12 protein-coding genes are annotated in these 14,338 nt (G+C 71.4%); 1 reads left to right on the top strand and 11 read right to left on the bottom strand.

All coding sequences use genetic code 11. The features are described 5' to 3' along the window. Window positions 1–68 precede the first annotated feature (68 nt). From trmD to proS, 6 genes are all read right to left on the bottom strand, one after another. Window positions 69–899, bottom strand: a complete 831-nt coding sequence (gene trmD / locus CGL27_RS33320; protein ID WP_078643990.1) for a tRNA (guanosine(37)-N1)-methyltransferase TrmD — start codon at window positions 897–899, stop codon at window positions 69–71. Next, window positions 896–1,543, bottom strand: a complete 648-nt coding sequence (gene rimM, locus CGL27_RS33315; protein ID WP_119994668.1) for a ribosome maturation factor RimM — start codon at window positions 1,541–1,543, stop codon at window positions 896–898. Before rimM ends, trmD begins: the two co-directional genes overlap by 4 nt. Window positions 1,544–1,624: 81 nt before the next feature. Beyond that, on the bottom strand, window positions 1,625–1,864 hold the full coding sequence (locus CGL27_RS33310) for an RNA-binding protein (RefSeq protein WP_003980229.1): 240 nt from the start codon (window positions 1,862–1,864) through the stop codon (window positions 1,625–1,627). Between the two features lie 2 nt (window positions 1,865–1,866). After that, complete coding sequence (rpsP, locus tag CGL27_RS33305; RefSeq protein WP_078643988.1) at window positions 1,867–2,310, bottom strand: 30S ribosomal protein S16; 444 nt, start codon at window positions 2,308–2,310, stop codon at window positions 1,867–1,869. Window positions 2,311–2,465: 155 nt separating this feature from the next. Next, window positions 2,466–3,059 (bottom strand): hypothetical protein, encoded by a 594-nt coding sequence (locus tag CGL27_RS33300; RefSeq protein ID WP_014055189.1) that lies wholly within the window; start codon window positions 3,057–3,059, stop codon window positions 2,466–2,468. 159 nt (window positions 3,060–3,218) lie between these two features. Then, the gene (gene proS, locus CGL27_RS33295; RefSeq protein ID WP_119991636.1) at window positions 3,219–4,634 is read right to left on the bottom strand and encodes a proline--tRNA ligase; all 1,416 of its coding nucleotides are present in this window, start codon (window positions 4,632–4,634) and stop codon (window positions 3,219–3,221) included. A gap of 307 nt (window positions 4,635–4,941) precedes the next feature. On the opposite strand from proS, the gene CGL27_RS33290 reads away from it, so the two are divergent. Continuing rightward, a complete protein-coding gene (locus CGL27_RS33290) occupies window positions 4,942–5,850 on the top strand; it encodes a methyltransferase domain-containing protein (protein ID WP_119991635.1) in 909 nt (302 codons plus the stop codon). Between the two features lie 95 nt (window positions 5,851–5,945). Here the strand turns inward: CGL27_RS33290 and ffh are convergent, their stop codons facing one another. The 5 genes from ffh to CGL27_RS33265 form a co-directional block, all read right to left on the bottom strand. Then, window positions 5,946–7,490, bottom strand: coding sequence for a signal recognition particle protein (gene ffh, locus CGL27_RS33285; RefSeq protein ID WP_119991634.1), 1,545 nt, complete (start codon window positions 7,488–7,490; stop codon window positions 5,946–5,948). A gap of 459 nt (window positions 7,491–7,949) precedes the next feature. Then, window positions 7,950–10,565, bottom strand: a complete 2,616-nt coding sequence (locus CGL27_RS33280; RefSeq protein ID WP_119991633.1) for a [protein-PII] uridylyltransferase — start codon at window positions 10,563–10,565, stop codon at window positions 7,950–7,952. Window positions 10,566–10,637: 72 nt separating this feature from the next. After that, window positions 10,638–10,976, bottom strand: a complete 339-nt coding sequence (locus CGL27_RS33275) for a P-II family nitrogen regulator (protein WP_014055184.1) — start codon at window positions 10,974–10,976, stop codon at window positions 10,638–10,640. Next, window positions 10,973–12,259, bottom strand: coding sequence for an ammonium transporter (locus tag CGL27_RS33270; protein WP_119991632.1), 1,287 nt, complete (start codon window positions 12,257–12,259; stop codon window positions 10,973–10,975). Before CGL27_RS33270 ends, CGL27_RS33275 begins: the two co-directional genes overlap by 4 nt. Before the next feature lie 206 nt (window positions 12,260–12,465). Further along, entirely contained in the window at window positions 12,466–13,980 is a 1,515-nt protein-coding gene (locus tag CGL27_RS33265; RefSeq protein WP_078643979.1) for a hypothetical protein, read from the bottom strand. Window positions 13,981–14,338 lie beyond the last annotated feature (358 nt).

Here is a 14,338-nt window from a genome sequence, read left to right as displayed (position 1 = left end):
GCCGCCCTCATCGGGTGGGCGTCGGTCCCCCTGTGGCAGGGGCGCACACCCGGACGTACGGCAGCGGCCTATTCTTCCACGGCCCGGTCCGGCCGCCCAAATCGGGCCCCGCCGGTCCCGGGGAGCTCCTCCCAGCCCAGCTCGGCCAGGAGCGCGCGGTCGTGCTTGTCGAGCGTCGCCGGGTCGCAGCGCTCGATCAGATCGGGGCGGTTCTCGCTGGTGCGGCGGAACGCCTCGTCCCGGCGCCAGCGGCCGACCCTGCCGTGGTGGCCGCTGATCAGCACCTCCGGGATGGAGCGGCCGCGCCACTCGGGAGGCTTGGTGTAGACGGGCCCCTCCAGGAGGTCGGCCATCGCGCCGGGGGCGAAGGAGTCGTCGCGATGCGATTCGGCGTTACCCAGCACGCCCGGCAGCAGCCGGGCCACCGCCTCGGTGATCACCAGCACCGCGGCCTCGCCGCCGGCCAGCACGTAATCGCCGATCGAGACCTCGTGGACCTCGAGCCGCTCGCCGTACTCCTCGATCACCCGACGGTCGATGCCCTCGTAGCGGGCGGGCGTGAAGACCAGCCAGGGGCGCTCGGCGAGCTCGACGGCGAGGGCCTGGGTGAACGGACGGCCGCTCGGGGTCGGCACGATCAGCGTGGGCTTGACCAGCCCCTCCGCCTCGCCCGACTCCATGATCGAGTCAAGTGCCTCGCCCCAGGGCTCGGGCTTCATGACCATGCCGGGGCCGCCGCCGTACGGGGTGTCGTCGACCGTGTTGTGCCGGTCGTGCGTCCAGCCGCGCAGATCGTGGACCCGCACGTCGAGTTGGCCGCGGGCGCGTGCCTTGCCGACCAGCGAGACGTTCAGCGGCTCCAGGTACTCGGGGAAGATCGTGACGACGTCGAGCCTCATGACGACTCGTCCTCACGGCCGCTCGCGGTGTCGCCCTTACGGCTGCCGTCGGTCTCGCCCGTACGACTGTCGGCGGCCTCGTCCTTACGGCCACCCGCGGTCTCGTCCTTACGGCTGCCCGCGATCTCCGCCTCGGCCTCGTCGAGCAGGCCCGGCGGCGGGTCGATCACGGCGCGCTGCGCCTCCAGATCGATCTCCGGCACGAACTCGGAGACGAACGGGACCATCACCTCACCCCCGTCGGGGCGCTTCACGATCAGCAGGTCCTGGTACGGCAGATGGGAGATCTCGGAGATCCTCCCGACCTCGGTGCCGTCCACGGTGACCACGTCGATGTCGATCAGCTGATGGTCGTAGAACTCCTCGGGATCCTCGGGGAGTTCCTCGGGGTCGACCTCCGCGATCAGCAGGATGTTGCGCAGCGCCTCCGCGGCGCTGCGGTCGCGTACGCCCTCGAAGCGCAGCAGCAGCCGGCCGCTGTGTACCCGGCCGGTCTCGATGGTCAGCGGCCCGGCCGAGGCGGGCTCGGTGGTCAGCACGGCACCCGGGCCGAGCCGCAGCTCCGGCTCGTCCGTCCGCACCTCGACGGTGACCTCGCCCTTGATGCCATGGGCACGGCCGATCCGCGCGACAACCAACTGCACGATGCGATGTCCCTTCACACACACGGGCCGGGGACGGCCCAAAGCCCTCCCCGGCCCGTGCCGGTGCTCTTCTTGATCGCCTCAGCGGACCTGATCGACGTCGACGAGGTCGACGCGGATCCCGCGGCCGCCGATGGCGCCCACGACGGTGCGCAGGGCGCGTGCGGTGCGGCCGTTGCGGCCGATCACCTTGCCGAGGTCATCGGGGTGCACCCGGACCTCCAGCACACGCCCACGCCGCAGGGTGCGCGAGGCCACCTGCACGTCGTCGGGGTTGTCGACGATGCCCTTCACCAGGTGCTCGAGGGCTTCCTCGAGCATCCTCAGGCCTCAGTCGACGCGGTGGACTCAGCGGAGTCAGCCGCCTCGTCCGACTTCTTCTCGGCCTTCTTCGCCTTCTGGGTGATCGCCTCACCCTTCGGCTCGTCTCCGGCGTCCTTGGCGGCCGCCTCGAACAGGGCGCGCTTGTCGGCCTTCGGCTCGGCGACCTTCATCGGAGCCGGGGCGGGCAGACCCTTGAACTGCTGCCAGTCGCCGGTGACCTTCAGGATGGCCAGCACGGGCTCGGTCGGCTGCGCGCCGACCTTCAGCCAGTGCTGCACACGCTCCGAGTCGACCTCGATGCGCGACGGGTTCTGCACCGGGTGGTACAGGCCGATCTCCTCGATCGCCCGGCCGTCACGGCGGGTGCGGGAGTCGGCGACGACGATGCGGTAGTGAGGCGAACGGATCTTGCCCAGACGCTTCAGCTTGATCTTGACTGCCACGGAAGTGGTGTCTCCTGGTCTTGACGTGGTTGAGCACTGCTACGTGCCGCGTGGGGTTGCGGTACCCGAGTGCCCGATGGACGCGTCAGCCGGAGGAGAGAGGGGTCCTGGTCGGCTGTCGAGTACAGCAGACCATTCTGCCACACCGGGACAGGTCAGCCGACCGCGGCCACCGCCTCCGGAATGCGGAAGGGCTTACCGCATCCACCGCACATGATCGGCGCCTGGGCCAGCACCGACGGGACGACCCGGACATTGCGCCCGCAGTCGCACACCGCCTTGACCCGGACCCCGCCACCGGACGAGCCGTGGCGCGCGGCGGGCCCGCGGAAGGTGCGGGAGGTCTCGGCGGTGGTCGCCACGGTGTGCGCCTTCAGCGCGCGCTGGAGGCGGTCGATCGTGGTCCGGTACCGCTTTCTCGCCTCGGGGCTGAGGGTGACCAGCGAGAAGCCGCTACTGGGATGCGGCTCCTCGGGGTGGTCGAGCCCCAGCTCCTCGGCGATCGCCAGGAACCGGCGGTTGTGGTAGCGGCCGGCGCGTGAGGTGTCACGGACACCGCGGGCGGCGGCGATCCCATGGACTGCCTCATGCAGCAGCCGTTCGAAGGAGAGCTCGGCGCCACATGCGGACGACGACTCTCCGATCAGCGATTCGGGCGCGGCGAGATCTGGCAGCTCGGAGTGGTGCCGTTGAATGTCGGCCCACGCCTGCGCCAGCTCTGCGGCGAGAACAGGTGGTGTCGTGCTCACGTCGTGCTAACGAGCAGGACCGGTCCGGTGTTCCGATTCCGGGGCATCCCAAATAATTTGCACGTACCAGTCAGTTCACGGTGATGTACGACGACGAGGGGCGGGTGCGTAAATGTGTGGATGAGCCACGCACCGTGCATCAAGCCGGTACGTACCGCCTCAGTAGGCCCTCGCGACGATCGCGACGTTACCGGGAGCGTCGTCGGCGTCCGGCACCGCCCCGTCCTCGGTGACCAGACACCGGACGGACACGGATCGCTCGGCGAGCGCCGCCTCGCCCTCCGGCCCCAGGTCCGCCCACCGGATACGGACCCAGCCGCCCGCCACCGCGGCCTCGGCGGCCTCCTCCATGGTCGCCACCTCCGTGGTGCGCGCCTTACGGCGCTCACGGGCCTGCCGCAGCAGCAGCGCCTGGTCCTCCTCCAGGACCTTGGGCAGCAGCTCCGGCAGCAGCTCGGCGCGCACCGGCTCCTTGCCGCCGGGGATCCGCCGGGCCACCATCGCGGTGCCGCCCTCCAGGTCACGCGGGCCGACCTCGACCCGGACCGGCACGCCCTTGAGTTCCCAGTCGACCGCGCGGCGGCCGAAGGGGGTGTCCGTACGGTCGTCGACGTGGACCCGCACGCCCGCCGCGGAGAGCAGCTCGCCGATCTCGCGGACCTTGGCGAGCACCGCGTCGTCGCCCTTGATCGCCAGCACCACGACCTGGATCGAGGCCAGCCTCGGCGGAATCCGCAGGCCGTTGTCGTCGCCGTGCATCATCACCAGCGCGCCGACCATCCGGGTCGTGCTGCCCCAGGAGGTCTGCCAGACCAGCTCCTGCTCGCCGTCCTTGGACAGATAGCTGGTGTTGAAGGCCCGGGCGAAGTTCTGGCCGAGCTCATGGCTGGTGCCCAGTTGCAGCGCCTTGCCGTCGCCCATCATCCCTTCGAGGGTGAGGGTGTTGAGGGCGCCGGCGAACCGTTCCCGGGCGGTCTTGCGGCCCAGGACCACGTCCATCGCCAGGACGTCCTCCATGAACCGGGCGTAGACCTCGCGGTGGATCCGGCCGGCGAAGTCCCTGGCGTCCTCGTACGACGCGTGCGCGGTGTGCCCCTCCTGCCACAGGAACTCGGTCGTCCGCAGGAACAGCCGCGGCCGCAGCTCCCAACGCACCACATTGGCCCACTGGTTGATCAGCAGCGGCAGATCGCGGTAGCTCTGCACCCACTTGGAGAAGTACTCGTTGACGATCGTCTCGGAGGTGGGCCGGACGACGACCGGCTCCTCGAGCTCCTTACCGCCGCCATGGGTGACGACCGCGAGCTCCGGCGCGAACCCCTCGACGTGATCGGCTTCCCTGGCCAGATACGACTGCGGGATGAAGAGCGGGAAGTACGCGTTCTGGACGCCGACCGCCTTGATGCGGGCGTCCATGTCCTGCTGCATCCGCTCCCACAGCCCGTACCCGTACGGTCGGATCACCATGGTGCCGCGCACCGGGCCGTTGTCGGCCAGCTCGGCCTTGTTGATCACATCTTGGTACCAGCGGGGGAAGTCCTCCGCCCGCGGGGTGAGCACGGGAGCCTTGGCCATGGCGCCGATCGTACGGCGGTGGGGTACCGAACCGTGAATCAAGCAAAACGAGCCGATCATTGCCGGCCATCGCCCGACACCGGCCACCAGCCCGGCGGAGTTCAGGGGGCGGTTCGGGGAGCGAGAGGTACGCACAGGTGTACGGGGGCGCACAAAGGGGGCACGCAAGCACGGCCGTGAAACCTCTGGACTCGGGGACGGATGCGGAGTTCCCTGGCATTTGGGGGTGGGACGTCACAACGCGCAACGGCGGATGTGACACCGAATCTGACGACGGCACTGCTCTTCGCTGATTGGGGCCCTTTCGATGACATCTACGCTCGTACAGCGGCACCGCCCGCACCCCTCCTCGTCGCGGACGACGGACGCCCACGCCCGCACCCGCGACTGGGCGGAGATCCAGGAGCGGATGCTGGTCCCGCTGTACGAGGCCGTGTACGAACGGCTGGACGTCGGCGCCGGGACCCGGCTGCTGGGCCTGGGCTGCGGCTCCGGGCTCGCCCTCCTCATGGCGGCCGCGCGCGGCGCCACAGTCTGCGGGGTGGACACGGACGAGCGGCGCCTGGACCTCGCGCGCCAGCGGCTGACGGCCGTGGGCGCGCCGGGCGGCCCGGCGCTGCCCGCCCGGCTGGGCCTCGGCGGCCCGGAGAGCCCCTGCGTACGGGAGGCCGCGGCGGAGTCGGCCTTCACGGTGGTGACCGCCTTCGAGCCGCTGTCGGCCCCGGGCGGGATAGGCCCCGGGGCGGAGGTGTCCGCCGCGGCGTCCGCCCTCGCGGCCGCCACGGCGCGCACCGAGCGCGGCGGGGCCGTGGTGCTCGCCGGATGGGGGCCGCCGGAGCGCTGCGCCACCTCCGGGGTGCTGCGGGTGGGCGCCCGGCTCGCCGATCCGATGGGCTCCCCCGGCCACCACCGGGAGGCTGAGGCGCCCCCCGCCGCGCGCTGGTGGCCGTGCGGCCGCGACGACCTGGAGGAACTGGCCGCGCCGGCCGGGCTGCGGCCCGACGGATCGGGCCGGGTGGCCTGCCCGTTCGGCTACGCCGACATGGACAGCGCGGTGCGCGGGCTGCTGTCGACGGGGCTGTTCGACGCGGCGGAGCGGGTCACGGATCCCATCCAGATCCGCAAGGAGATCACCGAGGCGCTCCATCCGCATCAGCGCGCGGACGGCACGGTGTGGATGCCGAATGTCTTCCGCTATCTGATCTGCCGCGTCTGAACGGGACCGTCACGTAAGGCCCCTGGAATCCGCCATGCGCGCAGGGGCCTTACGGTTCGTTCGTACGGGGACGCCTCGGGGGGCGCCGGGGCGGCTCAGCCCATGAACTTCTTGAACTCGTCGGGAAGTTCGAAGTTCTGTCCGTCCTGTCCGCCACTGGGCAGCCCGAACGCGCCGCCCTGCTCGCGGCGCGCCGCGGCTTCCTGCTCCTGCTGAGCGCGCTTCAACGGATTTCCGCTGCGCTGCTTCCCCTTGGCCTTCTTCTGCTGCTTGCCCTTGCGCTTTCCGCCACCCACGCCCGGCATCCCGGGCATCCCGGGCATCCCCGGCATGCCGCCCTGGGCCATCTTCGACATCATCTTGCGCGCGTCGAAGAACCGCTCCACCAGGTTCTTGACCGCGCTCACCTCGACGCCGGAACCGCGGGCGATACGGGCGCGGCGCGAGCCGTTGATGATCGTGGGGTCCTGGCGCTCGCCCGGGGTCATCGACTTGATGATGGCCGCGGTGCGGTCCACTTCCCGCTCGTCCAGGTTGTTGATCTGGTCCTTCATCTGGCCCATGCCCGGCAGCATGCCGAGCAGCTTGGAGATGGAGCCCATCTTGCGGACCTGCTCCATCTGCGCCAGGAAGTCGTCGAGCGTGAACTCCTTGGGGCCCTTCGCCAGCTTGGCCGCCATCTTCTCGGCCTCTTGCTGGCTGAAGGTCTGCTCGGCCTTCTCGATCAGGCTGAGCATGTCGCCCATGCCGAGGATGCGGGACGCCATGCGGTCCGGGTGGAACGCGTCGAAGTCGTCCAGCTTCTCGCCGTTGGAGGCGAACATGATCTGGCGGCCGGTGACATGCGCGATGGACAGCGCGGCACCGCCGCGCGCGTCGCCGTCCAGCTTGGAGAGCACCACACCGTCGAAGCCGACGCCGTCGCGGAACGCCTCCGCGGTGTTCACCGCGTCCTGGCCGATCATCGCGTCGACGACGAAGAGGACCTCGTCCGGGCGGACCGCGTCGCGGATGTCGGCGGCCTGCCGCATCAGCTCCTCGTCGATGCCGAGGCGGCCCGCGGTGTCGACGATCACGACGTCGTGCTGCTTGGTCCGGGCGAACTCGATCGAGTCCTGCGCCACCTTGACCGGGTCGCCGACGCCGTTGCCCGGCTCGGGGGCGAAGACGGCGACGCCGGCCCGCTCCGCGACCACCGAGAGCTGGTTGACCGCGTTGGGGCGCTGGAGGTCACAGGCGACGAGCAGCGGGGCGTGGCCCTGGCCCTTCAGCCAGCGGCCGAGCTTTCCGGCGAGCGTGGTCTTACCGGCACCCTGCAGACCCGCGAGCATGATCACGGTCGGCGGCTGCTTGGCGAAGCGGAGGCGCCGCTCCTCGCCGCCGAGGATGCCGATCAGCTCCTCGTTGACGATCTTGATGACCTGCTGGGCGGGGTTGAGCGCCTGGGAGACCTCGGCCCCGAGGCTCCGCTCCTTGACCTGCTTGATGAACGACCGGACGACGGGCAGCGCCACGTCGGCCTCGAGCAGGGCGATCCGGATCTCGCGTGCCGTGGCGTCGATGTCCGCCTCGCTGAGGCGTCCCTTGCCCCGGAGGTTCTTGAAAGTCGCTGCGAGGCGATCGGAGAGGGTATCGAACACGGTGGTCGCGAATCCTTCGGTCGGATGTCGGGTCGGTGGTCGGGCTCCAAGGGTATCCGCCCGTCGCGGGAACGGTCTGCCCCCGGGCGTGCGACGCCCGGACGGGGCGTCTTTCCCCACCCCGCCCCTTCCCGAACCGGGGCTGCGCCCCGGGCCCCGTTCCGGGGGCTCCGCCCCCGCACCCCCGCCGGGGCTCCGCCCCGGACCCCGCTCCTCAAACGCCGGAGGGGCTGGGAAATGGCGCCTCTCCGCCCCAGACCGGCTCCTCAAGCACCGGAGAGGCTGGGAAGTGACCTGCCCACCCCAGACCCACTCCTCAAGCACCGGACGGGCTGGGAAATGGCGCCTCTCCGTCCCGGACCCGCTCCTCAAGCGTCGGAGAGGCTGGGAAAACGCCGGAGAGGCCAGGAAGCGGCACCTTGGCTGGGCGGCGGCGCCCAGCCGCCCGGGTCTCCCTGCTCAAGCGTCGGACGGGCTGGTCAGCGCTCGCTCGACCTTTTGGGCCACCTCGGCCGCGTGCATGGGCTTCAGGGGGGCGCCGGAGCTGTCCGTGACATAAAACGCATCCACGGCGTTGGCGCCGAGGGTGGAGGCATGGGCGCTGCGCACCGCGACCCCGGTGTCCTCCAGGGCACGGCCGATCCGGTGCAGCAGACCGGGGGCGTCCTGGGCGCGGACCTCGATCACCGTGGCGAGCTGGGAGCTGCCGGGTGCGACCGTCACCCGTGGTGGTGGGGCGTGCACCCCGCGGCGGCGTGGGTACTTGCGGTAGGCGGCCTCGCGTTCGGCGAGGCGGGCGACGATGTCGAGCGAGCCGTCCAGGGCGCGGAGCAGGTCGTTCCGGAGTCGGGCGGCCTGCGGCAGGGAACCGTACTCGGCCGCGACCCGCCAGCTCAGCAGCAGCACGCCGCCCGCCGCGCCCGCCGCGTCCAGCTCCGACGGCAGCTCGAGGGCGCGCAGGTCCGCCGCGCGCACCGTAAGGCGGTGCAGGGCCAGGACGCCGGCCGCCGTGGCAAGGACGCCGGGCTGGTCGGGGACGGCGATGAGCAGTTCCACGCCGATCGGCTCGGGGCCGGTGGCCTCGTCCTCCGGCGGCCCTTCGGCGGCGCCCGTAAGGGCTCCGTCTGTTGGGAGGCCGCCCGTAAGGAGACCCGCCCCGCCCGGTGCCAGCGCCTCGGAGCGTGCGTGCAGGGCCAGCACCGGGCCGCCGGTGCGCCATGCCTCGATCGCGAGGCGTTCCTGTTCGGCCGTCGTCTGCTGCGGGGTGGACCAGTCGTCCGCGGGTTCGCCCGCGAGCACCGCCGAGACCCGTTTGACCAGGTCGGCGACGAGGGAGCCGCGCCAGGCGCTCCAGGCCGCGGGGCCGGTGGCGAGCGCGTCGGCCTCGGTGAGGGCGTGCAGCAGTTCCAGGGTGATGGCGCCGCCGACGGCCTCGGCGACCGAGCGCACCGTGGCCGGGTCGTCCAGGTCGCGCCGGGTGGCGGTCTCGACGAGCAGCAGATGGTGGCGTACGAGGGTGGCGAGGACCGCGACATCCGCACGGTCGAAGCCGATACGGGCGGCGACGTCGCGGGCGATGGTCTCCCCGGCCACCGAGTGGTCGCCGGGCCAGCCCTTGCCGATGTCGTGCAGCAGCGCGGCGACCAGCAGCAGATCGGGGCGGCCGACCCGGCGGCTGAGCGCGCTGGCCCGGACCGCGGTCTCGACCAGATGCCGGTCCACGGTCCAGCGGTGGACGGCGTTGCGCTGCGGACGGCAGCGCACCCGCTCCCAGTCCGGCAGCAGCCGGGTGATCAGCCCCTCGGCCTCCAGTGCCTCCCACACGCCGACGGTGGACTCGCCCGCGCCCAGCAGCGTGATCAGCTGCTCCCTGGCCTCGGGCGGCCACGGCACGGGCAGCGGCCGGGCGGCGGCGGACAGCCGTCTTACGGCGTGCGGCGACAGCGGAAGTCCGGCCTGGGCGGCGGCCGCGGCGGCCCGCAGGGTGAGCACGGGGTCACGGTCGGGGCGCGCGGTGCGGGCCAGCACCACCTCGCCGTCCTGTTCCACGACGCCCTCGGCGAGCGGGCTGCGCTCCCCCGTGTCCGCGCCGCCTCCGGCGCCCCCACGGCCGCCCGAGCGCCCGCCGAGGCCGCCGAGCAGTCCGCGCAGCCGGGGCCGGGCGGCCGAGCGGGCGCGCAGCACCCGCTCTACCTCGCGCCAGGTGACATCGCTCGCGTAGGAGATGATCCGGGCGGATTCGTAGATCTGGCGCAGCAGGGCGTCGGCGTCCAGCAGCCCGAGGGCGCCCGCGACCTGGTCCTGTTCCTGGAGCGCGAGGCGGTCGGCGGCGCGGCCGGTGGACAGATGGAGCGCGTCGCGGGCGTCCAGCAGCCGGCGCCGCGCGTCGTCGAGGCCCTCGCGAGGCGCGTCGGCGAGCCAGGAGGCGGCGATGGCGCGCAGCGCGGTGGCGTCGCGGAGCCCGCCGCGGGCCTCCTTCAGATCGGGTTCGAGCAGGAACTGCAGCTCACCGTGGCGTTCGGCGCGCTCCTGGCACAGCGCGTGGAGCTCGGGCAGCCGCCGCGGGGCCTGGGCGCGCCAGTCGGCGAGGACGGTGGTGCGCAGATCGGCGGTGAGCGTCTGGTCGCCCGCGATGTGGCGGGCGTCGAGCAGGCCGAGCTGGACCTTCAGCTCGTCGGCGGCGGTCGCGCGGGCCTCGTCGGGGGTGCGCACCGAGTGGTCGAGGGCGAGGCCCATGTCCCAGACCGGGTACCAGACGTGGTCGGCGAGCGCGGCGAGGGCCGAGCGGTCGGCGGAGCCGTCGTGCAGCAGCAGCACATCCAGGTCGCTGCGCGGGGAGAGTTCGCCGCGTCCGTAGCCGCCGACCGCCACCAGGGCGACGCCCTGGCCGATCCCGGCGGTCTGTGCCCCGCCGGTGAGCAGCGCGGCGAGCCACTGGTCGGTGAGTTCGGCCAGGGCGGAACGGCGCGGCGGCCCGGACCGCGACCCCTCCTGGAGGAGTCGCAGCCGGGCCGCCGCGTAGCCGCCGGGCCCCGAGTCGGTGGTGTCGGTCGTGGTCTCGAGGCTTTCCGTCAACTCGGCTCCCTGTCAGCGTGCGACTGGTTGTCCGGCTCGTGCCGGGCCCTCGGAGGGCGTCCGGCCCGGCCCTCAGAGTGCGTCCGGGCCGCGCTCCCCGGTACGGACCCGGACGGCGGTCTCGACGGGGACGCTCCAGACCTTGCCGTCCCCGATCTTTCCGGTGCGGGCGGCCTTGACCACGACGTCGACGAGGTCGTCCGCGTCCTCGTCCTCGACCAGCACCTCTATGCGCACCTTCGGCACCAGATCGACGGTGTACTCCGCGCCCCGGTAGACCTCGGTGTGGCCGCGCTGACGGCCGTAGCCGCTGGCCTCGGTGACGGTCAGGCCCTGGACGCCGAACGCCTGCAGCGCTTCCTTGATCTCGTCGAGCCGGTGCGGCTTCACGACTGCGGTGATGAGCTTCACGCGTCCACCTTCTTGTTGTGCGGCTTCTGCGGCGCGGACGCGCCGGTCGCGGCGGGCACCGTACTACGGGCGGACCCGCCCACCGCGCTGAAGTCATAGGCGGTCTCGGCGTGGAACGCCTGGTCGATGCCGCCGAGCTCCTCGTCCTCACTGGCCCGGAAGCCGATGGTCACGTCGATGAGCTTGGCGAGGATCCAGGAGACGACGAAGGAGTAGAGCAGCACCGTGAAGGCGCCGAGCGCCTGCTTGCCCAACTGGGTCGCGCCGCCGACGCCGTCGGTGGCCAGGACGCCCACCAGGAGGGTGCCGATGACACCGCCGACCAGGTGCACCCCGACCACGTCGAGCGAGTCGTCGTAGCCGAGCTTGTACTTGAGGCTGACGGCCCAGGAGCAGACGACACCGGCCACCAGGCCGATCACGATGGCGCCCCAGGCGTTCACCGCCGCACCCGAGGGGGTGATGGCGACCAGGCCCGCGACCGCGCCGGAGGCGGCGCCCAGCGTGGTGAACGCGCCGTGCCGGATGCGCTCGTAGGCGAGCCAGCCGAGCATCGCGACACCGGTGGCGACCTGGGTGTTGAAGGCCATGTTGGCGGCGGTCCCGTTGGCCGCGAGGGCGGAGCCGGCGTTGAAGCCGAACCAGCCGAACCACAGCAGGCCGGAGCCGAGCATCACCAGCGGCAGGTTGTGGGGGCGCATCGGGTCCTTCTTGAAGCCGATGCGCTTGCCGAGCACCAGGGCCACGGCCAGGCCCGCGGCACCCGCGTTGATGTGGACCGCCGTACCGCCCGCGAAGTCGATGACCTCCTTCTTGAACAGCCAGCCGTCGGCCTGCCAGACCCAGTGGGCTACCGGGAAGTAGACGACCGTGGTCCACAGGGTGATGAACAGGGCCCAGGCACCGAACTTGACGCGGTCGGCGACGGCTCCGCTGATCAGCGCGGGGGTGATCACCGCGAACATCAGCTGGAAGAGCGCGAAGGCCAGGACCGGGATCGCGTCGGGCTTCTCGCCCCACAGGGAGGTCGGCTCGATGCCCTTGAAGCCTATGTGGTCGAGATTGCCCAGCAGCCCGCCGCCGATGTCATCGCCGAAGGTGAGCGAGTAGCCGAACAGCACCCACAGCAGCGAAACGACGCCGAGCGAGATGAAGGACATCATCAGCATGTTCAGGGCGCTCTTCACCCGCACCATGCCGCCGTAGAAGAAGGCCAGGCCAGGGGTCATCAGCATCACGAGCGCGGCGCTGATCAATACGAACGCGGTATTTGCGCCATTCAATGTGGACGTCTCCTCGAAACGACGGCCCGTGCGGGCAGGACATCGGGGGCCGGTATTCGCCTCGAGGTTGGCGCAGCACCGTTTCAGCCGATGCCGCCCGATGTTTCACCGCAGTGACGAAGGCCGCGGGAGTGTTACGTGCCGATGAACCGCGGCTGTCAGGGCGGAGCCCTCCGTTATCGTGTCGCAACCACCGCCGGGACCGCTCAGACGGCCTGGCCGGGCCCGGCAGCTCCCGGCGTATCGGGCATGAGGGTGGCCAGCCGCTCGCCGAGATCGGCGATCTCCGGCACGTCGCCGAACTGGCGCACCGCCGTGTCCACGGTCTTGCGCAGCCGGTTGTTGACCCGCTCCGAGCGCACCCGCTTGGCGAGCGGCAGCGCCAGGCGGGCGACCCCGGCGGCCTGCTCCGGCTCCCTCTGGAGGAGATGGACGGTGGCCATGCCGATCAGGTTGAGCGCATACGAACGCTGGGGGCCCGCGTCGTTCTCCGCCTCCTGGCCGAAGAGCTTCACGGCCTGGCGCATCACCGGGTCGGCCATCTTGGCGTAGGTGGGGCTGCGGCCGGCGACATAGGCGAGATCGCGGTAGGAGTGGGCGTTCTCCGCGTTGAGCTCGGCCTCGGAGAAGAAGCGGATCCAGTCGGGGTCGCTGTCGCCCTTGGCGCAGTCGGCGAAGGTGTCCTCGGCCATCTTCACCGCGCGGTGGCACTTGCTGGGCTGGCCCATATTGGCGTAGGCGCGGGCTTCCATCGCATACAGCATGGCCTGGGTGCGCGGGGTGGCGTTCTCCCGGCTGCCGTACTGCGCGAGGTGGATCAGCTCCAGCGCGTCGTCGGGCCGGCCGACGTGGATCATCTGGCGGCTCATGCCGGAGAGGATGTACGAGCCGAGGGGGCGGTCCCCGGACTCCTTGGCGGCGTGCAGGGCGAGCACGAAGTATTTCTGCGCGGTGGGCTGGAGCCCGATGTCATAGCTCATCCACCCGGCCAGCTGGGCGAGCTCGCCCGCGACCTTGAACAGCCGCCGGGAGACGGCCTCCGGATGCGGCTCCTGGAGCAGGTCGGTGACCTCGTGCAGCTGGCCGACCACCGCCTTGCGGCGCAGCCCGCCGCCGCACTGGGCGTCCCAGGCGCGGAACATCACGATGGTGGACTCCAGCAACTCCAGCTCCGGCTCGGAGAGCCGGGAGACCCGGCGCGCGCGCCCGGCGTCCGCCGCCTTGGCGCCGCCAAGCTGTCCGCTCGTGGAGGGCACCAGCCAGCGCTGCATCGGCTCGATGAGGGCGGGGCCCGCGGACAGCGAGAGCGAGGTGCCGAGGAAGCCGCGGCGGGCGAGCATCAGGTCGCTGCGGGAGAACTCGCCGATCAGCGCGACCGTTTCGGGCCCGGCCCAGGGAAGATCCACACCGGACACGGACGGTGACCGGTGGACGGCGCGCAGCCCGAGGTCCTCGATGCCGACCACACAGCCGAAGCGCTCGGAGAACAATTCGGAGAGAATCTGCGGAATCGGCTCCCGGGGCTGCTCGCCGTCCAGCCAGCGGCGCACCCGCGAGGTGTCCGTGCTGATGTGGTGGGCGCCTAACTGCCGCGCTCTGCGGTTGACTTGGCGCGCCAGCTCCCCCTTTGACCAGCCGCTGCGCACGAACCACGACTGCAATTGCGCATTGGGGCGCTTCCCAGCACCGCCGCCGCCGTCGCCCACCCGGAACGCCCCCATCCCACGAATCTTCCCGAACCGCCACCAGAATGCCTTCTGTCACGGTCAGTTGTCCCCGGGATGCGACGTATCAACCGTCCCGACAGGGAACCGCCTCATGCCAGGGGCATGTACCGATCCGTACTCCGCCCGTCGTCAGCTCGCGTTCGAGCGAGCACCACATCCAGGGACTGTGCACTGAAAGTAATCCTACGATCACGCCCCCGGCGAGGCGGTTCCCGAAAACGCCACCATTCGCCACCCCTTCGAATGAACCCGGTTACCGGTTCGCACGATTCACTTGACACCGGGGCGACGGGAAACAGGTGAAGGGGTGCAGGCGGGGGCGCACGGGTCACGCCTCACCACCTCCGTCACA

The sequence above is a fragment of the Streptomyces sp. 11-1-2 genome, assembly GCF_003595545.1.
Classification (GTDB): domain Bacteria; phylum Actinomycetota; class Actinomycetes; order Streptomycetales; family Streptomycetaceae; genus Streptomyces; species Streptomyces hygroscopicus_B.
The sequence above is the reverse complement of the archived record's forward strand: the minus strand, read 5'-3'. Positions and strand labels throughout refer to the sequence as shown.